This window comes from Blastococcus atacamensis (assembly GCF_002938425.1).
GTDB classification, from domain to species: Bacteria; Actinomycetota; Actinomycetes; order Mycobacteriales; family Geodermatophilaceae; genus Blastococcus; species Blastococcus atacamensis.
In genome coordinates this window covers 14,086-40,552 of sequence record NZ_POQU01000025.1, presented here as the reverse complement: position 1 = coordinate 40,552, position 26,467 = coordinate 14,086, and the positions used below count along the sequence as shown (strand labels likewise).

Here is a 26,467-nt window from a genome sequence, read left to right as displayed (position 1 = left end):
CTAATTATGCTGTACAGAGTTCGTTAATCAGATGTGGTCTTATGATGTCAATGTGTCGTTGCTATATTGCATCTACTATGTAATACAACTATGTAACGTGTCATGCGTCTTATGACAGTTTATGTATTGAATGAGTCGACTGCCACCGGTATCTACACTATCCCCTGCGTCGGCAGCGTCAGATGGGTATAAAAGAAAGGGTCGCAGGCGACCCGCTCGATGACACTGCGCCCGGGAACGCACTCGGCCCGCGCGGCGAGCGCGCCTCCGAGTTCGGTCGCGAGTGCGGTGAGGTCGGCGGAGCCCGGGAACAGCGGTTGCAGCGCGCTCCGCACCGGCAGCGCGGCCACCTGCTCGAGCTCTCCGACGAGGAGGTCGCCGGCGCCGGCGCCGCGGGGCCAGCGGAGGACGTCGCCCGGAGCCAGCACCGGCACGGAGGTCAGCTGCCGGGCGAAGGCATGGACCGGACCGGGCGCGATGACCCGCCACTCGGGCACGCCGAGGTCGCCGGTCGCCTGCACCGTCACGGGGACGTCGAGCTGATTGCGCACCGTGATGGCACCGGCGTCCACGCAGGCGTCGAGCACGAACTCGGGCGGCACCGCTCCGCGGGCCTCGTCCACGGCGCACAGGTCCGGCGCGGGAGCGGCCGCCGCGGCGGTCGGGACCGCGAGCACCGCGGCGGCGACCAGCAGGACGGACGCGCCGGCTCCGAGGACCCTCATGCGGGGAACTCGCAGACCGGCTGCAGCTGGGCGACGAACTCGTCCATGGTCGTCAGCACGTCCTCGCGGGCGTCCTCGGTGAGCGGCGTGTCCAGGACCGCCAGCATCGCGTCGAGCAGGTCGTCGGTCGCCGCACGGAGTTCCGGGTGGTCGCCGGCGGGGAGGTCGGCCACCAGCGCCCGCAGCTCTCCACGGGCGGCGGCCAGGCGGCTGCGCCCGTCCACCGCGTCGACACCGGCGGTGAGATCGCCCATCGCGGCGGGGATGTCGAGGAAGTGCGTCGACCCGGCCAGGCCCGCGCAGAGCGACGGCGCTCCGGACGGCGGCTCGTAGTCGGTCACCGCGGCCGGCTTATCCGGGGGCGGCGACACCTCGGCGGAGCAGGCGGACAGGCACAGCACGAGGCTCAGCAGGCCGAGCGACGCTGACCTGCGGGGAAGCACGCCGTCACGGTAGGGGCCGGGTGACCGCCACGGACAATCAGCTCACCCGACCAGGCGAACCGGCCCTTCGCCGCGTGACGCTGCGTGCGCGACACCCCCGAACCGGGCGATCAGACCGACCGGCCGGACGGGATACGGTCCCGTCCGGACCTGGACCGCGACCCCGCGGGCAGCGCGACGAGGAGGTCCGGTGAACCGCGCGAAGAGCCGGCAGCGGTGGCGGCGCCGGAGCCCGCGGGCCGAGCACCTGCCGGTCGTCCCGGTGTCGCGCGAGCGGGTGCCCGATTCCCGGCACAGCGGCCTGGCCCGGACGCGCGCTCGACTGCAGCGAGCCGCGTTCCTGCTGGTCCTGCTCCTCTTCCCGGCGGTGCTCGCGCTGCTCCTGGCCGCCGGCCAGAACGACCCGTCGGACAGCGTCGATGTCCGCATCCAGGAAAAGTGGGGTCCGCTGATCCCGATCGTGCTCGGCCTGCCCGCGGCCGTCCTGTTCGTCGCGGCGTGGGCGGTGCGGTTCCTGCCCGGTGGCCGCGAGGCGGCGGAGACGGCACCGATGCTGCGCCGCAACCGGGGCGGCGGGCCCACGCCGGTCTCCGTGGCGGCGCTGGCGGTGCTCGCGACTCTCGCCGTCTTCACGCCGGGCATGGGTGCGGACGCCTACCAGGGCGTGCGGGCCCTGAGCGGCGACGGGCTCGTGCTCACCGTCGGCGAGGACACCCACGTCACGCGCACCGAGGAGAGCTCCGGGCGCGGCGGCGGCACCAACTACTACCTCGACACCCCCTACGGCGAGGCCATCGCCTAGGGCGACCCCTCCGACGGCGACCGCTACGGCGTCTACCCGCCGACCGACCACCGCGCCTGGAAGATCGGCGCGTCCGGCTGGGCGACGTCGGTCCTCGTCTGGCTGCTCGTGCTCGCCGCGGCCGTCGGAACGATCCTCCTGGCGCGCTCGCAGCTGCACCGGTTCCGCGAGAGACGGCGGTGGCTGAAGGCCGGACGCACCCGCAGCTCGCTCGCCGTCGCGTACGCCGCCGTGGCCGCACTGCTGGCCGTCGCGGCTCGACGTGGGTGGTGGTGGACGAGGCGACCGCCGCGGGCACCCGCGCCACGCTGACGATCGCGGGCGCGGAGGAGTACGAGCTCTCGTCGTTCTGGATCCGCGACGGCGAAGGCCGGCACCCGTACTACTACGCCGACGACCCCGCCGTCGCCGCGCCGCTGGAGTCGCGGCGGCTGAACGAGAACCGGGACTTCGACCTCGGCCTGCTGGACGTCTGGGCCACCGTCACGCGCTATCCCAGCGCGGCGGACGCCGAGCGGGCCGCGCGCCTCTGGCTGGACGAGCAGCAGGGCGAACCGCTCCAGCTGGCCGACGGCACCGAGGGCAGGTGGGACGCCGACAGCACCGGCGCGGCCGCGGCGACGACGCGCGGCGGCGTGCTGGTGACCGTGGACATCGACGACTGGAGCTGGGAGGAGTAACCGGAGGAGGTCGAGGCGCGGCTGCAGCGGCAGGTGCCGGGCATCCGCGATCTGCTGGCCGACTCCTCCCAGCAGATCCTCGACGCCGAGTTCGCGTGGTGGGGGTGAGCCGGCCTCCCCGCGTGAGGGAGCGCACGGAATGCGCACACCGCTCCGCCACGCTGCCGGTGGCATGACCGTCAGCAAGACCGCCGTGACCGCCGTGCCCCTCCACCCGCTGCTGGCCGGCCGATGGAGCCCCCGTGGGCTGGACGCCGCGCACGAGCTGACCGACGCCCAGCTGACGGCGCTGCTCGAGGCGGCCCGGTGGGCGCCGAGCGCGAACAACACCCAGCCGTGGCGGTTCGCCGTCGCCCGCCGCGGAACCCCCGGCTTCGCCGCCGTGCGGGACGCGCTCGCCCCGGGCAACCAGCTGTGGGCGCACGCGGCGTCGGCGTTCGTCGTGGTCGCGGCCGAGACCGCCGGCCCGGACGGCGCACCGCGGCCGTGGGCGGTCTACGACACCGGCCAGGCGGTCGCGCACCTCACCGTGCAGGCCGAGCACGAGGGACTGGCGGTCCACCAGCTCGGCGGGTTCGACCGCGACCGGGTCGCCGCGCTGCTCGACCTGCCGACGGAGGTTGTGCCGCTCGTCGTCCTGACGCTGGGCCGCCGCGACGCCGAGGCCGAACTCCCGGAGGTGCTGGCCGCCCGGGAGTCGACCCCGCGGCAGCGGATGCCGCTCGACGCCCTGCTGATGACCCTGCCGGCGGAATAGCCGGCGACCCTGCTCAGGGTCGTCGGCGGAGCGGTCGCGCTCGACGACGAACCGGCCCGGTCGCGGTGTTGCGGGACGTATGTCCGTGGCGCCCGCCCGGTGGACGAGGTCTTGCGGCGCTGTCGGCCTCCCCGGCTATCATCGGCGTATGGCGATGAAAGCGGACCTGAGCGTTGCGCCGGAGCCGTCGGTCGACGAAGCGACCGCGCTGTCCGCCGCCGCCTGCATGTTCCGCAGTCTCGGTGACCCCGCCCGGCTGGCGATCCTGCGCCATCTGGCGCTGGGCGAGCACAAGGTCGTCGACCTGACCGCGCACCTCGGGCTGGCGCAGTCCACCGTGTCGGCGCACCTGGCCTGCCTCCGTGACTGCGGCCTGGTCAGCTCCCGGCCGCAGGGCCGGGCGTCGATGTGGTCGCTGAACCACACCGCGCCCCTGCTGGACGTGCTGTCCGCGGCCGAGCGCCTGCTGGCGGCCACCGGCGACGCCGTCGCGCTGTGCCCGACCTACGGCGAGGGAGCGTCCCGGTGACCGCTCCGCACTCGCACCCAGCGCTGACCGCCGCCGAGCGGACGCGGCTGGGCCGCCGGGCGCAGCTGCTCGCCGGGGCATCGGTCACCTACAACGTCGTCGAGGCGGTCATCGCGGTCACGGCGGGCATCGCGGCCGGATCGGTGGCGCTCATCGGCTTCGGCCTGGACTCGGTCGTCGAGGTGTCCAGCGGGCTGATCGTCCTGTGGCAGTTCCGTTCCCGGCTGCCGGAGTCCCGCGAGCGGCAGGCGCTGCGGCTGATGGCGTTCTCGTTCTTCGCCCTGGCCGCCTACGTGACCGTCGAGTCGGTCCGCGCACTGTTCCTCGGCGAGGACCCGGAGGCGTCTCCGGTCGGCATCGGCCTGGCGATCGCCTCGTTGATCGTCATGCCGTTCCTGTCCTGGGCGCAGCGCCGCACCGGCCGCGCGCTCGGCTCCTCCGCGGTCGTCGCCGACTCCACCCAGACGCTGCTGTGCACCTACCTGTCCGCCGTGCTGCTGGTCGGACTGCTGCTCAACGCAACGCTCGGTTGGGGGTGGGCCGATCCGATCGCCGGACTGGTCATCGCCGCCGTCGCGGTCCGCGAGGGCGTCCAGGCGTGGAAGGGCGAGGGCTGCTGCGCCCCCGGCCACCCTGCCGAAGACACCGACGGCAGCTGTGGTTGCGCTGATGATTGCGCCGGCGCCTGCTGCACGCCCACCACCAGCGCCGAGCCGCAGATCCTCCGGCTCACCGCCAGGGAGCAGACCCGATGAGCACGGTCGCGCTCGTTCTGTACGTCGTCGCGCTCGTCGTGCTGTTCGGCGTCCGGTCGTGGGTGCAGCACCGCCGCACCGGCACCACCGGCTTCCGCGGCATCTCCGGCACCCCGGCCGACGCGGGCTGGTGGGGAGGGGTGCTGTTCGTCGCCGCGATCGTGCTCGGCCTGGCCGGTCCGCTGCTGGCCGTGACCGGCACCGTGGCCGCCGACCCGCACCCGGTGCTCGCCGCCGTCGGCCTGTTGCTGGCGCTCGTCGGCTTCGCGGCCACGCTGGCCGGACAGGCAGGGATGGGTGCGTCGTGGCGGATCGGCGTCGACGACGCGGAGCGGACCGACCTGGTCACCACCGGGGTGTTCGGCTACGTCCGCAACCCGATCTTCACCGCGATGGCGGTCGCCCAGGTCGGCATGCTGCTGCTGGTGCCGACCTGGCTCAGCGTCGCGGCGCTGCTCGCGTTGATCGTCGCGGTGGAGTTGCAGGTCCGCGCCGTCGAGGAGCCTTACCTCCGACTCGTGCACGGTCAGGCGTACGCGGCCTATGCGGCTCGGACCGGCCGCTTCCTGCCCGGCATCGGGCTCGACCGCCACCAGTCGCCGGCGGGGACCCCGGTCGCGTCGAGGTGACGACGGGAGTGACCCACCGGTCCAACCGGCGCCCAACGGAGCGGCCGCGACGTGCTCAGCCGTCGACGTAGCGGTCGCGCTCGACGACGAACTGGCCGGTCGCGGTGTTGGACTCGATGAACTCCGGCAGCAGCGGGATCCGCACCGTCACCGTCACGCAGACCGAGAACTCCTCCCCCGGCGCCAGCGTCGGGGTGTAGCTGCCCGCCGCCTCGCAGCCGGAACCGGCCGGCGCGTACTCCAGCCGCATGTCGGTGACCTCCACCGACTGGTCCTCCACGGCCAGCTGCGCCGCCCGCAGGGCCCGCTCCTGACCGGTGACCGGATCCGGCGCGGTGCCCATCGCCCGGCCGGCCTCCCGCGCCGCGGCCTGCGAGGCGAACACCCCGCGCTGCACCGCCGAGAACCCGGCGATGATGTAGACCAGCGGCACGAACACCACCAGTGCGATGAACACGAACTCCACCAGCGCCGACCCGCGCTCCTCGGCGACCATCCCGAGCCGGGCGCGCAGCCAGGTCACGAGCCCTCCTTGAGCGCCCGGCCGGTGACCTCCAGCGGCAGCAGGTTCCCCAGCGCCGCGAGCAGCGAGGGCACCGAACCGGAGCAGCGCACGACGACGACCGTCGCGCCGCTGGGATCCGGCTCCTCCTGCGAGCTGCAGGCCAGGCCCTCCGCCGTCTGCACCGAGGTCGCCCGGGCCACCACCTGCAGGGTGCGGTCGGCGCCGATGCCCGAGTCGACGTCGGCGTTCGCCGCGTACCGGGCGCCGTCCTGGGCGCTGGCGGTCACGACGTTGCGGACGTGCACGTAGACCGCCACCTGCAGCACCGCCATCAGCAGCCCGACGATCAGCATCGAGACCATCACGAAGTCGACGACGGCACTCCCCCGCTCGCCGTCGTCCAGAGCCGGTACCGGCTCGTCAGCCACGCGTGGTGACGGAGGTGAGCGCGTTCTGCACCGCGTCCACGATCGCGTCCTGGAACACGCCGAGGATGGCGAGCACCAGGGCCGCGGTCATCACGGTGACCATGACCCAGCCGGGCACGTCCCCGCGCTCGGGGTCCTCCCCGCGGATCCGGTCCAGCAGGGCGGTGATGCGCGGAACGAGACGCATGGATTCGTCCTTCCTCCAGGTCCGCGGGCTCATTGCGCCAGCGAGACGATGCTGATCAGCCCCGGGAACAGGGCGAAGAGAACGGTGACCGGCAGGACGCTGCCGGTCCATACCCGTAACCTTCAGACATGGCTGACACCAAGCGGGCCGTGCTCTACGCCCGGCTGTCCATCTCCTCGGACGAGTCGGTCAGCATCGAGCGCCAGCTAGAGGCCGGACGCGACTACTGCCGGGCGCAGGGCTGGGAGGTCGTCGGGGAACACGTTGACGACGGCGTCTCGGCCAGCGCCAACGCTCCAGAGCACCGCAAGGGCTGGCAGGCCCTCCTCAGTCGCCCGCACGGGTCCTTCGACGTTGCGTTGGTCTGGAAGGTCGACCGACTCTCGCGCAAGGTCATCGACTTTCTGCACGCGGACGAAGCTCTGCAAGCCAGAGGTGCGGCGGTCGCGTCGGTCAGCGACCCCATCGACATGAGCACGGCTACCGGACGGGCGTTCGCAACCATGCTTGCCGTCTTCGCGGAGATGGAAGCTGAGGCCATCCGAGCGCGGGTCAAGGCCGCTCGGCGGGCGCTGGTCAAGGCAGGACGGGTGCCCGGTGGAGCAGCACCGTTCGGCTACTGCAACGCGCCCAATTCTGAGGGACCGGGCAAGGTACTCGCGAAGGATGACGCCACCATCGGCTTTGTCGTCGAGGCAGCCGCCCGCGCCATGCGGGGCGAATCAATCAACAGCATCGGCGCATACCTGGACGAAGTCGCCCCACGAACTGGCCGGACCAACTCGGCACCAAGCTGGACCGTCACAGTGACCAAGCGAATGCTCCAGAATCCCATTTTGGCGGGGATGACCACATACAACCCCGGCAATAGTGGAAAGACCCGCGGGAAGGAGGTGCTGCGCGACGATACGGGCATGCCCGTTATCAGGGACGACTTGGCGATAATGAGTCCTGAGGAGCACCGGGCACTGACGACCCGGCTGGAAGTGCAGGAGCCGAAGAAGGCGGCTACGTATTCCTACTTGGCAGGGCTGGTCTGGTGCGGCCACTGCAATCGCAAGATGCATCGGAATGCCAGGAACGTTCACGGCAAGCTGGTGCGCGTCTTTCAATGTCAGGGTCGCGGCGGGTGCAACCAGCAGGTAACGAACCTAGAAGCCATAGTCGAACGCAAGTTCTTGGAGCGATTCGGGCACCTCCGAATGACTCGCGCCGCTTACATCACCGACGACCGAGACATGCGGGAGATTAACCACCAGATTCGGGAGACGACCTCCCGGATGAATGATGCTGACGCGGACGTGGACAAGCTGGTCGAACGCTTGAAGGCGTTGAGGGAGGTCCGAGCAAAGACCCCAGAAGTCAAGTACGTCGAGGAGGCTGCCACCGTCACAGCCGCCGAACAGTGGGCTACCGACCCTCGCTCGGCATTGCTCAACCGATTCACCGGCGTTCGACTAACGAAGGGGCGGGTTGGCCGAACCTTTGATCCGTCTCGGTTGACGTTCATTCAACCAACAGGGAACGCCTTCCACCCGGACATCGCTAAAGACCCAGAGGCGTTCATGGCCGCCATGAGAGGCGAAGCGGACCACCTCGCAATCAATCACGACCTCCATGAGTTTGACGCCTGGGTGGAATCCGAACACGCACGCTTGGCGCAAGCCAGAGTGTCTGCCACGGAGAAGGCCCCCTCAACAGGCCCTACAAGCTGACACTTCGACCTGCCGCGTGGGCAGCGAGCCACCGCAGCTGTCGCCCCTCCCACGGCCTCCTATCGGCCCTAGTGACCCCTCTCCGCCGGCACTCGTGGTGAGCCACCGGCCCCAAGTAGCCGCAGGCGCCGCCAGGAGCGCGACTTTCCGAGAAACAGACGACTCGGCCGGGCAACTTGGCGTTGTTATCCGGATACACTCAGTCGCCCAGGCTGCCCCCAGAGAGGAAGACGACGTGCCGCATGATTGCAGTTGCGGCCCGTCGCCGGACGACCTTCCCGTCCCCTTGCTGACGGACCGACTCGTTGACGACACGCTGACGCCCTCCCTGCTGGGCCTAACCGTCGACTTCGACGCTGGCACTTGGCGTGGCCCCCAGATGGCGGAGCACCTCATGGACTGGGTGCTGGACTTCGCGCTCAGACATAGCGAGCGGAAGGGCTTTAGCCACGGCAGGGCACTTGATGCTCTGCGGTCCGCTATCCGCCGCACTTTCGGTAATGGAAACGACCGCGGGCTCCCCGGCGAGATTCTTCTCCATTTGGCATGTCGGCAGTTCTACGGCAGCGATACTGTCATCGCCAAGATATTCTTCAAGACCGCCACGAATGACACCGTCAAGGGATTCGACTCCGTGCACGTTGTACACGGGGAAGATGGCTTAGAGATCTGGTTGGGCGAGGCAAAGTTTTACAGCAGCTTGCCTCACGCGGTCCGTAGTGTTGTCAAGGAGCTAGAACAGCATCTTGGCGCCGACTATCTTCAGGACGAGCGCCTGATGATTGCGTCGAAGATTGAGGACATACACCCGCACGCACAAGAGCTACGCAGCCTGCTGCACAAGAACACTCCTCTGGAAGAACTCTTCACACGCGTCACAATCCCGGTCCTTTTGACATACGACAGCGCCGTCACAGGGGCTCATACAAGCGTCTGCCAGGAATACAAGGACCAACTAGAGGAGGAATTACGCAGTGGTTGGACCTACTTTGAGCAGCGCATCCCCTCTAGTCTTCCTGTGACGGTGCGGCTAATACTAGTTCCGCTCGCAACCAAAGAGATTTTGACTGCCGCACTGAAGCAGGAGCTGCGCCAGTGGCGATGACCTTCGAAGACGCTCGTACAGCCCTTCCAGACATAGCCGACCCTGGCACGGCGTTCGAAATATTCACGACCGTTAGCGACCTGACGGCGAGCGACCAGAGAGGCGCCGCCAGGGAACTCGTGATTCGCATCCTCGCACAACAGGGCGACGTCCCTGATTCTTTACGGGGGCTACTGAACGGGCTAGTCAGGGAACACGGACTGTTCCCCTACTTGGACTCCTCCGAGGAGCTGTCTCTCGCAGACTTCATGGCCTACGAGATTCACCGCCCTGTGGATTTTCCGGATGAACGCACTGTTTTCCATGCCGAACAAGCCGAGGTATACCGACACCTCCTGAACGGCGACAATGTCGTACTGAGCGCGCCCACGAGCTTCGGGAAGAGCCTCGTCGTCGACGCTATTCTCGCGGCGAGAGACTTCCGCAATGTAGTGGTCATCGTGCCAACCATCGCCTTGATTGACGAAACTCGGCGGCGTCTGACGCGGCTTAGCGGCAAGTACAAGATTATTACTCATCAGTCCCAGTCGCTAGCCGACAGGAATCTTTTTGTACTCACGCAGGAGCGCCTCCCCTCGGTATCGCCGCTCCCCCCAATCGACTTCTTCGTGATTGACGAGTTCTACAAGCTTGACGCGGAGGGGCCGGATGACCGTGCAGACCAGTTGAACGTCGCGTTCCGGCAACTGCTGACCACTGGCGCGCAGTTTTACCTCCTCGGCCCCAATATCGCTAGCCTCGCTAGCGGCGTAAACGAAACGCTGCGTGCCGTCTTCTTTCACACTCAGTTCAGGACGGTGGCAACAGACGTCACCCAAGTGTCCGTTGCGCGCGGGGAGGTGCAGGAGCATTTTTCCGAGCTTTTGACGTCCCTAGATGGGCAAACGCTGGTCTACTGCCGCTCGCCAAAGCGAACAAGGGACGTTGCTCAATGGCTCATTGATGCGACTCCTGATGCGCTCGTTAACGACGAAGTTGTTATCGACGCCGCCGACTGGTTGAGCGAACACTTTCACCCCGAGTGGCTCGTGGCGAAGGCTCTAAGATTCGGCATCGGAATCCATCATGGCCGGCTCCCCCGGTCAATCGCTCATCACATGGTTCGGTTGTTCAACTCGGGACGTCTTCGTGCACTGCTAGCGACATCGACGCTCATCGAGGGCGTCAACACATCAGCACAGAACGTCATCGTGTTGGACAACACGATTGGAAACCGCAAGTACGACTTCTTTACCTATTCGAACATTGTTGGCCGCTCAGGTCGGATGTCCAGGCACTTCGTCGGTCGTGTGGTTATATACAACGACGCTCCCCCTGCCTTCGATGCGGAGGTGGATGTACCCGTATTGACCCAGCCCGAGGGTGCAAGTGACGGGATACTGGTACACCTATCCTGGGACGAGCTTGCTCCGCATTCGCGCGAACGAATGGCGGAGGTTCACCGTCAGCAGCTTCTGAGTTTGGAGACGCTGAGGACTAACCGCGGAATCCGTCCAGAATTACAGCTGGAAGTCGCTAGCCAGCTTGTGGCCGCACCCGCTTACTGGACCAACGCCCTAACCTGGCGTGGAGGACAGCCAACTGCTGAGCAGGTTCGACTGACTGCGCCATTGCTGTTTACCCTGGCCGGTTCCGCGCGTATGGGCGGCGTACTCACATCGGGCGTACTGTCGGCCAGGCTGAATTCATTGCGATTTCACGAGGGAGAGCTTGGTCCCTTGATTGAGGACCAGATGGCCTACGTGTCCGGTGGACCTGACGAGGCAGTGGAGAACGTCCTTGACTTCATGAGGCAATGGGCACAATTCCATGTGCCTCGCTCCCTACAAGCCCTGGAACGTATCGCCCGGGAGGTACTGCCGAACGCTGGCACGAGCATTCGACTCGGCAACTATGCTGGTCTGCTAGAGGGCCTGTTTCAAAGCCCCTTCATTACCGTCCTGGAAGAGTATGGGTTGCCTATGGCGCTTTCGCGACGGCTTGAAGGGCAGCTAGGACTTCGCAGGGCGCAAACTCTAGATGAGGTCTTAACGAACCTTCGCGAGCTGGAAGCGCCGCCAGGACTAACTCCGTTTGAGATAGATGTCCTCGCTGACGTCAAAGATGGACTCTGACGAGAGGGAGTGACCGGACGTCTAGGCCAGGCGCGTGACGGAAGGCCACGCGCCTATTGGCTCAACGGACCGGCAGCGGCGGCATCAAGGACGCTTGACTTCAGGACCCCCTGCACGGTGGACCGGTACCACTGCGCGCCTCCGTGAGCGGTTGGCACCTGCTCGTCGTTGAGCGTCTGTGCGATGGCGGCCAGCGACAGCCCTGACTCCTTCAGGGCGACCACTCGGGCCGTGACCTCAGGAGATACCCGGCGAGGGCGGCCCAAGCGCACCCCAGCGGCCTTCTTGGCGGCCAGCGCGTCTCGGGTCCTCTGGGCGATTAGTCCGCGCTCGTACTCAGAGAACGACGACATGACGTTTGCCATCAGAGCGCCGCTCAGGGTTGTGGTGTCGACGTTGGCATCGAGGAGCACCACAGACCAGCCTCGCTTGGCAGCCCGCTTAGTGATGCCCGTGAAGTCGTGGACGGAGCGACTCAGTCGGTCCAACTTCGCGACCATGAGGACATCAGCCTCATGTCGGTCAAGCCGGTCCATGACGTCACGGAGCTTTGGCCGGCCCGCCAGGTCCTTGCCGCTGGCACCTTCCTCGGTGACGATTTCCAGAAGCCATCCACGCCGAGCAGCCTCCTGCTCCAACGCCGACCGCTGCGCGGAAATGCCAAGCCCCGACTCAGCTTGGTCGCCGGTGGACACCCGGCAATACCCGATTGCACGGGGCGGCTCGTGGAGGAGTGCAGGTGCCATGCCTGAGACTGTACGCGATATGACCGTATTCTGTACAGCGGGTTCAAGGGCGCTCTATAGAAAAGCGTTGATGGCCGTGCGACACAGGTTCAACAGTCACCGACGAGCGTTCAACTTGGCGACTGGGAAAAGTTGTTATCGTCTCGTGATAATGGGCATACACAGTCATCGCCCAGGGAGGGCCGTTGTTTGCCACGTCCGGTATGTCACTCGTCCTGGATGACGACAGACTGGTCCCTTGGGCCCCCACTTCTATACTTCTATGCGGCTCCGAAGGCTAAGAAGTATTTCGAGGATCTTGAATTCTGTGATACTTCAAGACTGATAATCTTTATTTCTGCGATACCAGTAATCCCCCCCCCTCGTCCCTTAGAAGGTGGGGGTGAAAAACACCGCCCGGCGGCAACGTCGCTTGCCATGGGATTCCTTCTGCCGTTGAGTCTTTCGTCCGATGCTGCGGAGAGAGGCTCTCGGTCACACACTCTCTCCCTGGGGTCTTGGTCGCTAGGGTCCGCGTCGCTCTTCTTCATCACATTTCGTGCTTTTGACTGTCCGGCCCTACCAAGGTTCTTCCTGATTTATACAGCGACTGCAAGCATCCGGCCTCCCGGTAGCGAATCACTGTTGTCCTTACGGAGTAGGGAGCATGGTCGGAAGAACGGGGTGAAAGAAGGACCTTCAATCGCGGGAGCATCGGCGCCAGGGGAGTCTCTACGGAAGAGACTTCACCCACTACAACGAAGGGAATTCCCCTACTCCACAGCCTTATTACCTTCACGGCTGGCCCGCCGCCTGTTACTCAACCGCCTGTCATCCATGTGGCTAGGGTCCCATTATTCCAGGGAGGCAGTCCGGTTTCTGAAACCGTCGTGTGAAGTTTTATCGGAAGGACACAATAAAGATGCCCGGTAAGAGTGGACCTCCGAGAACACTCTTACCGGGCTGATGCTGCAAACCTGGGGTTGTAGGAATTTTTCGGAGGTCATTCCTTACCTCTACAGGGTAGCAGGAATTGTTTCCGAATGCAAAGTCGGCCGACACTGGCCCCTTCGACTGCTAGTGACCTCGGTCAAGGTGTCAAGGTGTCAAGATGCGAAGGTGTCAAGATGCGAAGGTGTCAAGGTGCCACGGCGCCGCCTGAGTCCAGCGGCCCCACTGAGCTGTCAACCGCTGGGACTATAGAAAGTTTTCGACGTGTTCGGCGTCGTAGTCCTCATCGCCATTCATCATGTCAATTGCGCGACCGAGGTTTGTGTCGAGGGTCGGCATGGTGCAGTCGGCACAGAGTTGGCCGTCGTACTCACCCTCTCCCCCGAGGGCCTCATACTCGTCTCAAACAGCGGAGACATCAAAGTCCGTCAAGCAATTCGGACAATGGGCCATTCTTTGGATTTACCGCCAACGAGTGACAGGACGTGTGACGCTTTGGCCACCCGGCTGAGGCGGCGAGCCTGAGAGCAGTGGCCACGAAGATGACGGGTCCTGACGGGCAGCACCAGGAAGACGACCGGCACCATCATGGCGATCTCTTTGCGTCCACCGGCCTCGAGCAGCCGGCGCTTGCCGGCCTCGCGGACGTCGGCGGCCTGGGCGCGCAGCACCTCGGCCAGCGGCGTGCCCCGCTCGATGGCCACGAGCAGGCCGTCGATGAAGCGGGCGAGCGGATCCAGCGACGTGCGGTCGGCGACCTGCTGCAGGGCGTCGACCAGCGGGACGCCGGCCCGAGCCCGGCCCAGCGCCGCGCCGAGCTCCCGGGCGAGCTCGCCCCCGGAGAGCCGGGTGACCCGGGCGATGGCCGCCGTCGGGCTCTCCCCCGCCGTCACCGCCAGAGCCAGCAGCTCGGCGACCACCGGGAACTCGGCGAGCAGCAGCTCCTCCCGCCGGTTGACCTGCTGCGTGAGCCACCAGTCGCGGCCGAGCACCCCGCCGACCAGCCCGGAGACGCAGAGCATGCTCGCGGTGAGCACGTTCAGGTTCCCCGCGGCGACCGAGCCGACGGTGGCGACCACGGCGGCGCCGAGCAGACACAGCCCGCCCCAGATGACCTGCTCGATGCGGAAGTCCTCGACGCTCAGGTCGCTCCCGAGGGCGTCGAGCCGGCGGCGCACCGCCGCCCGGCCGCCGACGAGCCGGTCGACGAACCGGGCGCCGTTGCTGATCGACGGGCCGACGATCCGGCGCACCGCGGTGAGCATCCCCGGCTCGGTCGCGGTGCCCAGCAGCCGCGACGGCGGCGGGGTGTCGTGGACGTAGGGCGCGAGCCGGTCGACCAGCCGCACCGAGCGGAACGGCGGCGCGTAGCTCAGCACCAGGATCAGCCCGGTCGCCACCAGGAGACCGAGCAGCATGCCGAGCAGGCCGGAGCTCACTGGAGCACCCGCACGTCCTCGGGCAGCCGCCCGATCCGCAGCATCAGCCGGTAGGCCAGCAGGCAGACCGCGCCGCCGCCGAGCAGGATCGCGGTGCCCATCGCCGAGTCGTAGGCCACCAGCGTCGCCGACTGCGTGGCCAGCAGCAGCAGGACGACCCACGGGGCGGCGACGGCGAGCCGGGCGGCCGAGACGACCCAGCCCTGCCGGGTCTCCAGCTCCGCCCGCGCCCGCGCGTCCTCCCGCAGGAACGTCGCCAGGGTGCGCAGCACGCGGCCGAGGTCGCTGCCGCCGACCTCGCGGGCCACGCGCAGGGTCTCCACGATCCGGTCGCCCACCGGGTCGGCGAGGTCGTCCTTGAGGCGGTCGAGGCACGGCCCGAACCGGCCGCTGGAGCGGTACTCGGCGGCGAACCGGGCGAACGGCGGCCGCAGCACCTCCGGCCCGCGGGTGGACAGCGCCGCGAGCGCCTCGGGCAGCGAGAGCCCGGCGCGCACGGCCGAGGCGAGGTTGTCGACCACCTCCGGCCACACCTCGCGCAGGTCGGCGCGGCGCTTGCCCGCCAGCCGGCGCACCTGCACGTAGGGCAGCAGGAAGCCGAAGAGCCCGAACACCAGGCTCACGGTCACGGTGGCGGTGGTGAGCAGGACGACGATCGTGGCCAGCAGGCCGGCCCCGATCTGGAGCGCGAGCAGCTGGGCGCCGTTGATGCCGGTGAGCCCGGCCGCGGCCAGGACCTGCTGCCGCCGGCCGGGACGGCGGGGGTCGGTGCGCGGCTTGGGTGCCCGTGAGCCGCTGCGCCAGATCAGCAGCAGCCCGATGCCGAGCAGCAGGCCGAGGAAGGCGCCCGACTCCGTCACGCCGAGCCGCCGAGCAGGGCCGGCAGGTCGAAGCCGGCCGCGGCGAACCGGTCGGCGTGCGGCGGATAGCCCTCGGCCCGGACCAGCCGGCCCTCGCGGCTGGTGAACACGTCGGCGGTCTCGATGACGCCGTTCTCGGCCCGCCCCGGCAGCGCCACGATCTCCCGCACCCGACGGCGGCCGTCGGGGTCGGTGCCGACGTGCACCACCAGGTCGACGCTGGAGGCGACCGTGGGCACCACGAAGCCGCTGCTGATGTTCTCTCCCGCCAGCAGCGGCAGCGTGCACATCTTCACCACGGCCTCGCGGGCGCTGTTGGCGTGCAGGGTGCACATGCCGGGCAGCCCGGAGTTCAGCGCGATCAGCAGGTCGAGGCACTCCTCCTGGCGGACCTCGCCGACCACGATCCGGGAGGGCCGCATGCGCAGCGCCTCCTTGACCAGGCGGCGCAGCGGGATCTCACCGGCACCCTCGAGGTTGGGCTGGCGGGTCTGCATGGAGACGACGTCGGGCAGCGGCACCCGCAGCTCGAAGACCTCCTCGCAGGTGATGACCCGCTCGCGGGCGGGCACCGAGGCGCAGAGGCAGTTGAGCAGCGTCGTCTTGCCGGCCTGGGTGCCGCCGGAGACGAGGATGTTGAGGCCGGAGGCGACCGCGGCCTCCAGGAACCGGGCCGCCTGAGCCGGAATCGTGCCGAGCGCCACCAGCTCGTCCAGCGAGTGCGCCTGCAGCACGAACTTCCGGATGTTGACCGCCATGTGCCGGCGGGTGATGTCGGGGATGACGACGTGCAGCCGCGAGCCGTCCGGCATCATCGCGTCGACGAACGGGGTCGACATGTCGATGCGTCGGCCCGAGGTGCGCAGCATCCGCTCGACCAGGTCGGCCAGCTCACCCGGTGCCAGGATCGTCGTCGTCAGCTCGCTGCGGCCCCGCCGGGCGATGAACACCCGGCCCGGCTCGTTGACCCAGATCTCCTCGATCTCCGGGTCGTCGAGGTAGCGCTGCAGCGGCCCGAATCCGGCCACCCGGTCGAGCACGTCGCGGACCACGGACTCGACGTCACCGATCGGCGGCAGCGCCGAGGTCAGCGAGCGCTCGGAGTAGTCGGCGACGACGTCCCGCACCAGCAGCCGCACCGGACCCGGGTCCAGGAACGGATCGAGCCCACGCCGACGGATCAGTTCGCGGACCTCGCCGTCCACGACGTCCAGAGCAGTCGGCACGCCATCCCCCGTCGAGCCCGATGATCAACGGCTCGGACTGTAAGGAAACGAATCAGTCCGCGGGCCGCCGTTCACGGGTTCTGTGGACATCCGGGGGCCACGTCCACCCACGCGGGTGAACGTCCCGCAGCGCCCGCGGCCACCCGGCGCCGCGGGCGCGCCGGCGACGGACGTGATCCACTTCGCCCGTGGCGCTCACGGACCGGCTCGACCGCCTGCAGCGCCGCCATTCGGTCGTCGGCTTCCCCCTGGCCGTCGTCTACAAGTACGTCGACGACTCCGGCCCGTTCCTCGCGGCGCTGATCACCTACTACGCGTTCGTCTCGCTCTTCCCGCTGCTGCTGCTCTCCTCCACCATCCTCGCGACCGTGCTGGCCGGGAATCCGGAGCTGCAGCAGCGGCTGCTCGACTCCGCGCTCAGCCAGCTCCCCGTCGTGGGTGACCAGCTGGGCGAGCCGCAGGGCCTCAGCGGCGGCACCCTCGGCGTCGTCATCGGCGTGCTGGGTGCCTTGTACGGCGGGCTCGGGGTCGCCCAAGCCCTGCAGCACGCCATGAACACCGCGTGGAACGTGCCGCGCAACAACCGCCCGAACCCGTTCCTGGCCCGGGGACGCAGCCTGCTGCTGCTGGCCACCGCCGGAGTGGCGGTGATCGGGACGACGGCGCTCTCCACGCTGGGAACCGGTAGCGCGGGCTCCTTGGGGATGGTGCTGCGCGGGCTGGTGCTGGTGGGCTCGGTGCTGGTGAACGGAGTGGTGTTCACCTTCGCGTTCCGGTTGGCGACCACCCGGCACCTCACCGTGCGCCAGGTGCTGCCCGGAGCGCTCACCGCCGCCGTCCTGTGGCAGCTGCTGCAGACGTTCGGGGTGAACTACGTCAGCCGGGTGATGGACAGCGCCAGCGCGGTCAACGGTGTCTTCGCCCTGGTGCTCGGACTGCTGGCCTTCCTGTACCTGGCGGCCGTCGTCGCCGTGCTGTGCGTGGAGATCAACGTGGTGCGCGTCGACCGGCTCTACCCCCGCGCACTGCTCACCCCGTTCACCGACGCCGTCGACCTCACGTCCGGCGACCGGCGGAGCTACACCGGCAAGGCCAAGGCCGAGCGTCTCAAAGGCTTCGAGACCGTGCACGTCACCTTCGACCCGCCCGACCGCGACAGTCGTTGAGCCCCCGATCAACAGCTCGGCCAGCACGGGAACGAGTCAGTCCGCGGGCCGCCGCCGAGCGGTTCTGTGGACAACCGGGCACCACCTCCACCCACGCGGTGAACGACTCGGGCGCTAGGTCGAGGCGCCTCCGATCAGCGCCACGTCGCTGCCGGCCGGTGCGTCGTCCTCGTGCCCCGGGCGCGCGCTGACGGTCAGGACCAGCCGGGCCTGCTCGCCGAACGTCGCCCGGAAGACGGCGGGGAAGCGGGCGGTCCCCTGCCAGAGCCCGGCCTCCTCCGGCCGCTCGTCGCGCATCGGTTCCCCGTCGGGCCGCCAGTCCCGGATCGCGCCGGGGAGGTCGCTGTTCCACGCCGTCCACGCGCGGGGCGACACCTGCTCCGTCGTGGGCGGCGCGATGTCGACCACCAGGGTGTCCTCGAAGTCGGCGGTCTGCTCCAGGTGGTCGCCGAAGTCGAAGAACCCGGTGCTCTCCCGCAGCGAGATCAGGCGCAGCGTGAGGGCGTGCCGCAACGTGTCGCACTGCCGGCCGTCGTCCAGCGGCCGGGGTTCCCGCGTGGACAGGAACGTGGTGAGCAGCGGCCGGGGGGTGTCCGACGTGTCCTCCACCCGGGGGCGCTCGATCTGGATCGGGCAGTGGTGCGCGGTGGTCTGCTCGTGCATGCGCACCGGCAGCCCGCGGACCGAGAGCATCGTCTCCAGCTGCCAGACGGTGCCGTCCTCGGGCGTGCCCGGCAGCTGCAGCCCGCACAGGTCGACCCGGACCTGCAGGTCGCCGAACACGAACCGCCGCAGGTTCTGGAACCCCTCCTCGGAGTTGACCAGCCCGTACCGGCCGCTGTGGCTGCGGTGCACGAAGGCCCGGTGCGCGCCCTTCACGTAGGCGTTGTCGATCTGCACCAGCCCGTCGCTGCGGGCGCCGACCGCCTTCGACGACAGCCCCATCGCGACCGCGTAGTCCTCCGGGTTCGTGCCGACGAGGCAGAAGACCCGGTCCAACGGGAAGCCGCCGGCCGGCATCTCGGTCTCGTTCCAGCCCTCCGGCGGGTCGCCGTCCACCTCCGGGTCCGGCCGCGGGGTCAGGTAGTCGTACATCCGCCGGCGGCCGAAGATCTCCGCCCCGTTGATGTCGAGGAGATCGCGGGCCTTCTCGAACAGCCCGAACCCCAGCGCGAACTCGATCCCGCCGTGTGGCGTGCCGTAGGTGAACAGGCTCTGCACGTGGTCGACGGCGGCGTCCAGGCGCAGCTCGCCCCCGTCCCGGGTCTGCTCCGGGATGACCCGCTGCACCAGGCAGCGGCAGATCAGCCCGCCCATCGAGTGCGCCACCAGGTGCACCCTCGGCGCCCCGGTCTTCCGCTTCACGGACCGGACCAGCCGGAACAGGTCGGCGGCCGCCTCCTCCAGGACGTACTTCTGCGGCTCCTGCGCGAACGTCGACGCCGCCTCGTCGTAGAACCGGTGCACCCAGATGCTCTTCGCCGGCACCGACCCGTCCGGCTGCTGCTCCAGGTAGGCCTCCTGGCTGCCGTGCACCAGCAGCCGGTAGTCCCACTCGGTGATCAGCCGGAGGAGCGGGCTCTCGAACTGGTAGAAGTGCGGCCGGCTGTCCTTGCCGACGCGCACGTGGACCGAGCCCTCGTTGAACCCGTAGAACGGGTCGTCCACAACCTTGTCGATACCGGAGCCGCCTCCGGCGAAGCCGCGCACGTAGATGATCGGCAGGTCCATGGCCGGCGTCCCCTCGCAGTGATGGCCCGGAACGGGGCCATCGCCCCACTCGGGGCGGCGAGGGGTCAAGGGCCGGCGGCGCGCTGCGTCGTCGGCCCTCGTGTCGTGCGCCTGCGTTACCGGATCCTGCGAACGGTGACCGATCAGCGCAGGACGGCGTCGATCAGGTGCGGGCCGGGCTCGGCCAGCGCCTTCTGCAGCTGCTCCGCGAGCTCCTCGGCCGTCGTCGCCCGGGACGCCGGCACGCCCATCCCCTGCGCGATCGAGACGAAGTCCAGTCCCGGACCGCCGAGGTCGAGCAGCTTGCGGGCCCGCTCGCCGTCGGAGGCCGCACCGACCTTCTGCAGCTCGTGCTCCAGGATCGCGTACGAGCCGTTGTCGCAGATGATCGTAATGATGTCGGCCTGCTCGCGGGCGTAGCTCCACAGCGCCGAGATCGTGTACATCGCGCTGCCGTCGGCCTGGATGCCGATCACCGGCCGGTCGGGGCAGGCGACGGCGGCGCCGAGCGCCATGGGCAGGCCGTCACCGATCGCACCACCGGTGAGCGAGAGCCAGTCGTGCCGCGGCCCCGCCGACGTCATCTCGGTGAGCCCGACGCCGGACGTGAGCGCCTCGTCCACCACGATCGCGTTCTCCGGCAGCAGCGCGCCGATCACGGCGGCCATCGTGCGCGGGGTCAGCTCGCCGGTCGGCAGCTCCGGTCGCTCGAACTCGGCGACCTCGGCCGTCGCGTCGGGGGCGACGGCCGAGGCCAGCGCCTGCATCGCCGCGACGCCGTCCTCACCCGGAAGGCTCAGCACGTGCACCGAGCACCCCTCGGGCACCGGCTGGCCCGGGACGCCCGGGTAGCCGAAGAAGTGCACCGGGGCGGTGGTGCCGGCCAGCACCAGGTGCGTGGTGCCCTCCAGTGCGGCCATCGCCATCTCCGGCGGGTAGGGCAGCCGATGCAGGTCCGGGAGCCCGGCGCCGCGCGCCGCCCGGGCCGGGAAGGTCTCGGACACCAGGCGCGCGCCGGTGCCGGCGGCCACCTGGGCGGCGGCGAGCTGGCCGTCGGCGGCGGCCATGACGTCGCCACCGAGGAAGAGGACGACGGAGTCGCCGGACCGCACCACCGACGCGACGTCCTCCACCACCGACGGCGCCACGTGCGGCAGTGGCCGGGCTGCCATCGGCTCGGCCACCTCGGCGCCGTCCTCCCACGAGACGTCGGCCGGGAGGATCAGCGTGGCGATGCCCCCGGTCGCGATGGCGGCCACCGCCTCGGCGGCGTCAGCGGCGACATCGGCCGGGGACAGCGAGCGGCGCACCCAGGTGGACACGGTGCCGGCGACGGCGTCGATGTCGGACTCCAATGGGGCGTCCAGCCGCTTGTGCGAGCGCGCGTGGTCGCCGACCACGTTGAGCAGCGGCGCCTTGCCGCGGCGGGCGTTGTGCAGGTTCGCCAGCCCGTTGCCCATGCCGGGGCCCAGGTGCAGCAGGGTCACGGCCGGGCCCCCGGCCATGCGGGCGTAGCCGTCCGCGGCTCCGGTGGCCACGCCCTCGAAGAGGGTCAGCACCGCGCGCATCTCCGGGACGTCGTCCAGCGCCGCGACGAAGTGCATCTCCGAGGTGCCGGGGTTGGCGAAGCAGACGTCGACGCCCGCCCCGACGAGGGTCCGGATGAGTGCCTGTGCTCCGTTCACGGTCAGACCACCGTCTGGACGTCGAAGTGGGTCATCGTGGCCCCGCCGGTCGCGAAGCCGGGCACGTCGGCGGCCGCGGCCTGCCCCTCCGGGGAGCCGAACGCCGCACCCATGGCGGCCTCGGAGTCGAAGTCCAGCTCGGCGACCAGGTACGGCGCCGGCTGCGACGGGTTCATCGCGCTGGGGTGGCCGGTGGTGAACCGCACCAGCCCGGGCATCTGCCGGGCCAGGGGTGCGTGTACGTCGCGGTAGTGCGCGTCGAAGGCGGCCGGGTCCTCCGGCGCTCCGTAGCTGACGACGAGCCTGTGCACCATGGTCCGCACTCCGTTCCGGCAGGTCCGGCGCCCGCCCGGCGACCAGCAAACAGGGCATCGGCCCGGGGCGCGAATCCGGCCTCCCGGGCCTCCGCCGAGTTTGTCCACAGGGGCTCGTGGAGCGGCCTCGAGCCCTCCACGTGGCCGTTACGGTCCAAGACATATCCGATCCGGCGGTGCACCAGGCACCCAGAACTCGCGTGAGGACTCCCCATGGCGAATGTCAACGTGACCTACCAGCAGATGGAAGACGCCGCCGGCCGGCTCAGCAACGGGCAGACCGAGATCGACGGCATGCTCGGCCAGCTCCAGAGCCTCGTGGAGCAGCTCGTCGCCGACGGCTACGTCACCGACAGCTCCAGCAAGAACTTCCAGGCCGCCTACGACGAGTTCACCCAGGGCGCCAAGAAGACCATCGCGGGCCTGGAGGGCATGTCCTCCTACCTGAACCAGGCCGCCGCCACTTTCCGCGACGCCGACACCCAGCTGGCCAGCGCCCTCAGCCGCTGAGCACGCAGCACCACCACTGAGGCCGCCTCGCTCCTGCCAGGCGGCCTCAGTCGTGTCAGGCGGTCAGCCCGGTCCCGGGCTCACGGTGCGGGCGGGATGGGCACCGCGACGGTCAGCACCGAGCTGTCGCCCAGGTGGAGCAGGCCACGCCCGGGCTGGACCGGGCCGCCGACGGCGCTGCGCGGGACCCGCACGCCGATCAGGTCCCCGTCGGTGCTCCCCTGCGGCGAGAGCAGCACTCCCTGCCGCGCCTTCTTCGCATCCACCTGCCACCCCGAGAGGCCGGTGCAGATGCTGTCCGCGTTACCGCCCAGCACCAGGCTTCGGCCGGACCCGGCATAGCCCTTCACGACCGCGCGGAACACCTCCGACGCCGGGCAGTCCCGCAGCACGTCGCCATCGTCGAGCACCAGCACCAGCGGACGCCCGGGATCCGTGGCCAGGAGCTCCCTCCAGCGGCCGGCGGGCGTGGACGCCTCCTTGATGACGTCGAGGACCCCCTTCCGACCGGCGAACGCGCGCAGCGGTGACGCCTTCGGGGCGCAGACGACGATCGACGTCCCCTGCCGCAGCAGCGACTCCGCCATCACCGCCAGCACTGTGCTCTTGCCCGATCGCGCCGCCCCGGCGACGACGAACGCCGTCGCACCACCACCGGTGAGGTCCGGGCCGGCCGCCACCAGCTCGTCCCCACCGACCCCGACGAGGGCGAAGCCGGCGCCCACCTCGGCGGGAAGCAGCTCCAAGGCCGCGTCGAAGGTGATCCGCGAGGGCAGCACGTCGACCCGGAACGGGCGGGACGCGCGCGGCACGAGGGCGTCGCGCACGTGCGCCGCCTTGGCGATCTCGGCGATCGCGGCGGCCTGGCCCTGCCCGGACTCGTCGTCGGCGAGCAGGGCCACCTGCGTCTCGATCGCGCCGTCGACGGTCACCGCACGGCCCGGCGGCATCTGGTCGGGCACCTGCCGGCCGGGCACGCCGATGAGCGGGTAGTCGCCCCGGTCGGCCAGTCGCAGAACGAGCTTGTTGTCGGTCAGGGACGCCAGGCGGGCGGTGCCCAGCGAGCGGTCACCGGTGATCACCACCGAGATCCCCGCGGAGGCGCCCTCCCGGACGATCGCCATCAGGATGTCGGTGAGCCGTCCGCCGTCGACCTCGCCGAGCGTCGGCGTGTAGCCCTCCCAGCGGTCCAGCATCAGCAGGATGTGCGGCAGCCGCTGCTCCGCGGGCACCGACCGGCGCTGCTCGGTGATGTCGGCGAAGCCGCTCTCGGCGAGCACCTGCTGGCGGTGCTCCAGCTCCCGCTTCAGCCGGTCGAGCAGCCGGACGGCGCGCTCGGTCTGCGTCCGGCTGACCACCGCGCCGCACTGCGGCAGGTCGGCCAGCGGCAGCAGCGCACCGTTGCCGCAGTCCAGCGCGAACAGGTGCAGGTCGCTGGTCGAGCAGCGGGCGCCCACCGCGCCGGCCAGCGTGCGGAGCAGCTGCGACCGGCCGCTCTTCGGCGATCCGATGACCAGCAGGTGCCCGTCGGTGGCGAGATCGAGGGCGGCGACCTGCTGCTCCTGGAGCGCCGGCAGGTCCCGCAGGCCGAACGGCAGCCGGGCCGACGACGCCGCGCCGGCGGCGGGCGCATCGAGGTCGCCGACCAGGACCCTCGTCGGCAGCGCTTCCAGCCACGGGCTGCGCTGCGCCTGCACCTCCTCGGCCACGGCCGCGCCGCGCACGGCCTCGACCAGCACCGACAGGTCGGAGATCTCGACGTCGGACTGCCGGGTCGCCGTCGCCGGCTTCTGGGGCGCGGAGTACCCGACCTGGTGCCAGCCCAGCGGGACGACGAACGGGACGGTGGCGGCGACCGCGCCCTGGCCCGGACGACGCCCACCGATGCGGCCGGCCTGGAACGGCACCAGGGCACCGTGCCCGAGCCGGGCGAACCCGCGACCGGGTGCGGACTTCGGGATCCGGGCGGCGTCGGGGGCGTCGAGGACGTCGCTGCTGTCCGCGCCGTCGGTGACCCGCAGCGAGATGCGCAGATTGGTGTTGGCGCGGATCTCCGGCGAGACGACGCCGCTGGGCCGCTGGGTGGCCAGGATCAGGTGGATGCCCAGCGACCGGCCGCGCTGCGCGACGTTGACCAGGCCGGGAACGAAGTCGGGCAGCTCCCGCGCCATCGAGGCGAACTCGTCGATCACGATCAACAGCCGCGGCAACGGTGGGCGACCGGGCTCGCGGGCCTGCAGGTCGAGATAGTCGTCGATGTCCTTGACCCCGGCGCCGGCCAGCCAGCGCTCGCGGTACCTGAGCTCGGCGGCCAGCGAGGTGAGGGCCCGCTGCACGAGGTGGGCGTCGAGGTCGGTGACCATGCCGACTGTGTGTGGCAGGTGGACGCAGTCCTTGAACGCGCTGCCGCCCTTGTAGTCGACCAGCACGAAGTTCAGCGAGTCCGGCCGGTTGGCCACCGCGAGCGAGGCGATCATCGTCTGCAGCAGCTCGGACTTGCCGGCGCCGGTGGTGCCGGCGACCAGGCCATGCGGACCGTCGGTGCGCAGGTCCAGGGTGAACGGCCCGTGCAGCCCCGAGCCCACGACCAGGCGCGTCGTGCGCCCCTCCAGCTGCCAGCGCGCCCGGATCCCGTCGACGGTGGGCGGCTCCATCCCGAGCACGTCGAGCAGCCGCACGCTGTCGGGCAGGACGGCGTCGTCGTCGGCCAGGCTGACGTCGCGCAGCGGGGCCAGCGCCCGCGCGGCGCGCTCGGCGAGCTCGGCGGACACCGGCTCGGCGAGCACACCGACGATCGGGTCGTGGCCGCTGCGACGGACGGTCAGCTGCGCCTCCTCCGCCGGGTCGAACACCGCGGTCGCGGTCGCCGCCTCGGGCAGGAACCGCTCCTCCTCGTCGGCGCAGACCGCGTAGACCCCGACCGCCGGGCCCTCCTGCAGCACCTGGGCCAGGCCGGGGGTGGCCCGCAGCGGCCGGAAGCCGTGGACGACGAGGACGTGCGCCGGAAAGGACTCCGGCTGGACGCGGCCGCCACCACTGGCGGTCGCGTCGCGCCGGGCCTTGATCATGGCGGTGAGCTCGGCGACGCGCGCCGTCACCGTCTCCGGGTCGTTGCCGATGAAGGCCACCGGTCCCTCGCCGTCGGCCGAACGGGCGTGCGGCAGCCAGCGCACCCAGTTCCAGTCCACACGCCCGCGCGGGGCGAGCAGGGTGAGCGCCAGGTCGCGTGTCGGATGGTGCACCGCCAGCTGGAGGACGACCCACCGCAGCAGGCCGGCCAGCGGCTCGGCCGGTCCGGCCAGGCCGACGACGCCGGCCTCCCGGAGCGGCACCACCACCGGGACGGCGCGCACGGTCCCCTGCTCCGGCGGCTCGTCCCGCCCGGTGCGGTCGGTGACCACCACCTGCGCGGGCAGGTCGGCCGCACCCAGGCGCAGGTCGAGCGCGTCGGGGTCGGTGCGGCGCCGCTCCCACAGCCGACGGCCCGGCAGCACGGCGGTGAGCAGCGCGGTCGCCGGATCCGGGTGGGCGTCGCGACGGCGGACGGTCTCCTGCGCGACGGCGGCCTCGATCCGCTCGTGCGCGCGGGCGAGCTCCTTCTCGTACTCCTCGCGGGCCCGACGGTCCTCGCGGGCGCTGTGCCGGCGGTCGGCCACGGTGTTGCTGATCATCATCACCGGGCTGGCGATGGCGAACATGAGGTACAGCGGCGATCGCAGGACGGTCGCGAGCACGATGCCGATGACCAGCGGGGCGATGATCATCACCAGCGGGAACCGGCGCGGCTCGCGCGCCCTGGGCTCCTGCGGCAGCTGGATCCGCGCCTCGCGCGTCGAGGGCAGGAGCCGGGGGGCGCGGACAAAGGCGCGCGTGCCGGGGCCGGCCGGCTCGATCGCGGCGTCCGAGACCACCGCGGGCCCGATTCCCAGCTGGGTGTCGCCGAGCTGGACGACCTGGCCCGGCGCGACCTCCACGCCGTCGTCGTCCTCGGGGACCGGCTCGCCCTCGAGCGTGGTGCCGTTGGCCGAGCCGAGGTCGCGCAGCGTCGCGCCGTCCGCTCCCACCCGCAGGAGGGCGTGCCGGCGGGACATCGACCGGTCGGCGAACCCGAAGGCGCTGCTGCGGCCGAGCTCGTGGTCGCCCATCGGCAGCTCGGCGATCAGCCCACTGCTCGGACCGCTGAGCACGCGCAGCTGCCAGCCCCGGACCGGCGGACCCCCGGGAGCGTTCAGGGCCGCGGCCTCCGAGAGGTGGACGACGACCCCGTCGACCAGGGCGCTCAGTCCCACCGGCTGGTCGTCGTCGAGCCGCTCGCCGTCGATCCACGCGCCCTCACCGGGCACGCCGGCGACCCGGGACAGCTCGGTGCAGACCCGGCTGACCGGCAGGTCGTCGTCGACGTCGAGGGCGACGTCGAGCAGCGTGCCGTCGACCTGACCGACGCTCACCTGGACACGCACGCTCGGGACCGTAGGCGGGATCGTCG

At 69.8% G+C, this 26,467-nt stretch carries 24 protein-coding genes; 11 read left to right on the top strand and 13 right to left on the bottom strand.

Annotation, left to right across the window (positions count from 1 at the left end; translation table 11 throughout):
- Nucleotides 1-152 precede the first annotated feature (152 nt).
- Both C5508_RS08520 and C5508_RS08515 read right to left on the bottom strand, forming a co-directional pair.
- Entirely contained in the window at nt 153-725 is a 573-nt protein-coding gene (locus C5508_RS08520) for a hypothetical protein (RefSeq protein WP_104524514.1), read from the bottom strand.
- Nucleotides 722-1,168: a hypothetical protein gene (locus C5508_RS08515; RefSeq protein ID WP_157944033.1), complete on the bottom strand. Its 447-nt coding sequence runs from the start codon at nt 1,166-1,168 to the stop codon at nt 722-724. The genes C5508_RS08520 and C5508_RS08515 overlap by 4 nt, the downstream gene beginning before the upstream one ends.
- Nucleotides 1,169-1,358: 190 nt before the next feature.
- Between C5508_RS08515 and C5508_RS08510 the strand changes: the two genes are divergently transcribed.
- From C5508_RS08510 to C5508_RS08485, 6 genes are all read left to right on the top strand, one after another.
- On the top strand, nt 1,359-1,970 hold the full coding sequence (locus C5508_RS08510) for a hypothetical protein (protein ID WP_104524512.1): 612 nt from the start codon (nt 1,359-1,361) through the stop codon (nt 1,968-1,970).
- Between the two features lie 272 nt (nt 1,971-2,242).
- The gene (locus C5508_RS08505; RefSeq protein ID WP_157944032.1) at nt 2,243-2,650 is read left to right on the top strand and encodes a hypothetical protein; all 408 of its coding nucleotides are present in this window, start codon (nt 2,243-2,245) and stop codon (nt 2,648-2,650) included.
- A 172-nt stretch (nt 2,651-2,822) separates the two neighbouring features.
- Entirely contained in the window at nt 2,823-3,407 is a 585-nt protein-coding gene (locus C5508_RS08500) for a nitroreductase family protein (RefSeq protein WP_104524510.1), read from the top strand.
- 148 nt (nt 3,408-3,555) lie between these two features.
- The gene (locus C5508_RS08495) at nt 3,556-3,936 is read left to right on the top strand and encodes an ArsR/SmtB family transcription factor (RefSeq protein WP_104524509.1); all 381 of its coding nucleotides are present in this window, start codon (nt 3,556-3,558) and stop codon (nt 3,934-3,936) included.
- Nucleotides 3,933-4,691 (top strand): cation diffusion facilitator family transporter, encoded by a 759-nt coding sequence (locus C5508_RS08490; RefSeq protein WP_104524508.1) that lies wholly within the window; start codon nt 3,933-3,935, stop codon nt 4,689-4,691. Before C5508_RS08495 ends, C5508_RS08490 begins: the two co-directional genes overlap by 4 nt.
- Entirely contained in the window at nt 4,688-5,320 is a 633-nt protein-coding gene (locus C5508_RS08485) for a methyltransferase family protein (RefSeq protein ID WP_104524507.1), read from the top strand. Before C5508_RS08490 ends, C5508_RS08485 begins: the two co-directional genes overlap by 4 nt.
- A 55-nt stretch (nt 5,321-5,375) precedes the next feature.
- On the opposite strand, the gene C5508_RS08480 is transcribed toward C5508_RS08485, so the two are convergent.
- Genes C5508_RS08480 through C5508_RS08470 form a run of 3 tightly spaced genes read right to left on the bottom strand, consistent with a single transcriptional unit; the run spans nt 5,376 to nt 6,440 of the window.
- The gene (locus C5508_RS08480) at nt 5,376-5,843 is read right to left on the bottom strand and encodes a TadE/TadG family type IV pilus assembly protein (protein ID WP_104524506.1); all 468 of its coding nucleotides are present in this window, start codon (nt 5,841-5,843) and stop codon (nt 5,376-5,378) included.
- Complete coding sequence (locus tag C5508_RS08475; RefSeq protein ID WP_232797007.1) at nt 5,840-6,253, bottom strand: TadE family protein; 414 nt, start codon at nt 6,251-6,253, stop codon at nt 5,840-5,842. The genes C5508_RS08480 and C5508_RS08475 overlap by 4 nt, the downstream gene beginning before the upstream one ends.
- On the bottom strand, nt 6,246-6,440 hold the full coding sequence (locus C5508_RS08470; protein ID WP_104524505.1) for a hypothetical protein: 195 nt from the start codon (nt 6,438-6,440) through the stop codon (nt 6,246-6,248). Before C5508_RS08470 ends, C5508_RS08475 begins: the two co-directional genes overlap by 8 nt.
- 128 nt (nt 6,441-6,568) lie before the next feature.
- On the opposite strand from C5508_RS08470, the gene C5508_RS08465 reads away from it, so the two are divergent.
- From C5508_RS08465 to C5508_RS08455, 3 genes are read left to right on the top strand one after another with little or no spacing between them, the layout of a single operon-like run.
- Nucleotides 6,569-8,155 (top strand): recombinase family protein, encoded by a 1,587-nt coding sequence (locus C5508_RS08465; RefSeq protein WP_104524504.1) that lies wholly within the window; start codon nt 6,569-6,571, stop codon nt 8,153-8,155.
- Complete coding sequence (locus C5508_RS20595) at nt 8,058-9,260, top strand: HamA C-terminal domain-containing protein (RefSeq protein WP_104524503.1); 1,203 nt, start codon at nt 8,058-8,060, stop codon at nt 9,258-9,260. The genes C5508_RS08465 and C5508_RS20595 overlap by 98 nt, the downstream gene beginning before the upstream one ends.
- Nucleotides 9,257-11,374, top strand: coding sequence for a DEAD/DEAH box helicase (locus tag C5508_RS08455; protein ID WP_198597968.1), 2,118 nt, complete (start codon nt 9,257-9,259; stop codon nt 11,372-11,374). Before C5508_RS20595 ends, C5508_RS08455 begins: the two co-directional genes overlap by 4 nt.
- A gap of 53 nt (nt 11,375-11,427) precedes the next feature.
- On the opposite strand, the gene C5508_RS08450 is transcribed toward C5508_RS08455, so the two are convergent.
- The 4 genes from C5508_RS08450 to C5508_RS08435 all read right to left on the bottom strand — a co-directional run bounded on the left by C5508_RS08450 (nt 11,428) and on the right by C5508_RS08435 (nt 16,575).
- Nucleotides 11,428-12,120: a recombinase family protein gene (locus tag C5508_RS08450; protein ID WP_104524501.1), complete on the bottom strand. Its 693-nt coding sequence runs from the start codon at nt 12,118-12,120 to the stop codon at nt 11,428-11,430.
- Nucleotides 12,121-13,478: 1,358 nt separating this feature from the next.
- Nucleotides 13,479-14,489, bottom strand: a complete 1,011-nt coding sequence (locus C5508_RS08445; protein ID WP_198597967.1) for a type II secretion system F family protein — start codon at nt 14,487-14,489, stop codon at nt 13,479-13,481.
- On the bottom strand, nt 14,486-15,349 hold the full coding sequence (locus tag C5508_RS08440) for a type II secretion system F family protein (RefSeq protein WP_104524500.1): 864 nt from the start codon (nt 15,347-15,349) through the stop codon (nt 14,486-14,488). Before C5508_RS08440 ends, C5508_RS08445 begins: the two co-directional genes overlap by 4 nt.
- On the bottom strand, nt 15,346-16,575 hold the full coding sequence (locus tag C5508_RS08435; RefSeq protein ID WP_232797006.1) for a CpaF family protein: 1,230 nt from the start codon (nt 16,573-16,575) through the stop codon (nt 15,346-15,348). Before C5508_RS08435 ends, C5508_RS08440 begins: the two co-directional genes overlap by 4 nt.
- 188 nt (nt 16,576-16,763) lie before the next feature.
- On the opposite strand from C5508_RS08435, the gene C5508_RS08430 reads away from it, so the two are divergent.
- Nucleotides 16,764-17,741 carry a YihY/virulence factor BrkB family protein gene (locus tag C5508_RS08430; protein ID WP_104524498.1) on the top strand — a complete coding sequence of 326 codons (978 nt, stop codon included), beginning with the start codon at nt 16,764-16,766 and terminating at the stop codon, nt 17,739-17,741.
- Nucleotides 17,742-17,855: 114 nt separating this feature from the next.
- Here C5508_RS08430 and C5508_RS08425 read toward each other — a convergent pair whose 3' ends face one another.
- From C5508_RS08425 to C5508_RS08415, 3 genes are all read right to left on the bottom strand, one after another.
- Nucleotides 17,856-19,472: an esterase/lipase family protein gene (locus C5508_RS08425; RefSeq protein ID WP_113684647.1), complete on the bottom strand. Its 1,617-nt coding sequence runs from the start codon at nt 19,470-19,472 to the stop codon at nt 17,856-17,858.
- A 143-nt stretch (nt 19,473-19,615) separates the two neighbouring features.
- Nucleotides 19,616-21,157, bottom strand: coding sequence for an acetolactate synthase large subunit (locus C5508_RS08420; RefSeq protein WP_104524497.1), 1,542 nt, complete (start codon nt 21,155-21,157; stop codon nt 19,616-19,618).
- 2 nt (nt 21,158-21,159) lie between these two features.
- On the bottom strand, nt 21,160-21,471 hold the full coding sequence (locus C5508_RS08415; RefSeq protein ID WP_104524516.1) for an EthD family reductase: 312 nt from the start codon (nt 21,469-21,471) through the stop codon (nt 21,160-21,162).
- A 213-nt stretch (nt 21,472-21,684) separates the two neighbouring features.
- Between C5508_RS08415 and C5508_RS08410 the strand changes: the two genes are divergently transcribed.
- The gene (locus tag C5508_RS08410; protein WP_104524496.1) at nt 21,685-21,981 is read left to right on the top strand and encodes a WXG100 family type VII secretion target; all 297 of its coding nucleotides are present in this window, start codon (nt 21,685-21,687) and stop codon (nt 21,979-21,981) included.
- An 80-nt stretch (nt 21,982-22,061) separates the two neighbouring features.
- On the opposite strand, the gene C5508_RS08405 is transcribed toward C5508_RS08410, so the two are convergent.
- On the bottom strand, nt 22,062-26,441 hold the full coding sequence (locus C5508_RS08405) for an FtsK/SpoIIIE domain-containing protein (RefSeq protein WP_157944030.1): 4,380 nt from the start codon (nt 26,439-26,441) through the stop codon (nt 22,062-22,064).
- Nucleotides 26,442-26,467 lie beyond the last annotated feature (26 nt).

Excerpts from the sequence above, each read along its gene's own strand:
- C5508_RS08465 (WP_104524504.1), top strand. The coding sequence starts at position 6,569 with ATGGCTGACACCAAGCGGGCCGTGCTCTACGCCCGGCTGTCCATCTCC.
- C5508_RS08415 (WP_104524516.1), bottom strand. The coding sequence starts at position 21,471 with ATGGTGCACAGGCTCGTCGTCAGCTACGGAGCGCCGGAGGACCCGGCC.
- C5508_RS08425 (WP_113684647.1), bottom strand. The coding sequence starts at position 19,472 with ATGGACCTGCCGATCATCTACGTGCGCGGCTTCGCCGGAGGCGGCTCC.
- C5508_RS08470 (WP_104524505.1), bottom strand. The coding sequence starts at position 6,440 with ATGCGTCTCGTTCCGCGCATCACCGCCCTGCTGGACCGGATCCGCGGG.
- C5508_RS20595 (WP_104524503.1), top strand. The coding sequence starts at position 8,058 with ATGAGTTTGACGCCTGGGTGGAATCCGAACACGCACGCTTGGCGCAAG.
- C5508_RS08520 (WP_104524514.1), bottom strand. The coding sequence starts at position 725 with ATGAGGGTCCTCGGAGCCGGCGCGTCCGTCCTGCTGGTCGCCGCCGCG.
- C5508_RS08410 (WP_104524496.1), top strand. The coding sequence starts at position 21,685 with ATGGCGAATGTCAACGTGACCTACCAGCAGATGGAAGACGCCGCCGGC.
- C5508_RS08495 (WP_104524509.1), top strand. The coding sequence starts at position 3,556 with ATGGCGATGAAAGCGGACCTGAGCGTTGCGCCGGAGCCGTCGGTCGAC.
- C5508_RS08500 (WP_104524510.1), top strand. The coding sequence starts at position 2,823 with ATGACCGTCAGCAAGACCGCCGTGACCGCCGTGCCCCTCCACCCGCTG.
- C5508_RS08450 (WP_104524501.1), bottom strand. The coding sequence starts at position 12,120 with ATGGCACCTGCACTCCTCCACGAGCCGCCCCGTGCAATCGGGTATTGC.
- C5508_RS08455 (WP_198597968.1), top strand. The coding sequence starts at position 9,257 with ATGACCTTCGAAGACGCTCGTACAGCCCTTCCAGACATAGCCGACCCT.
- C5508_RS08485 (WP_104524507.1), top strand. The coding sequence starts at position 4,688 with ATGAGCACGGTCGCGCTCGTTCTGTACGTCGTCGCGCTCGTCGTGCTG.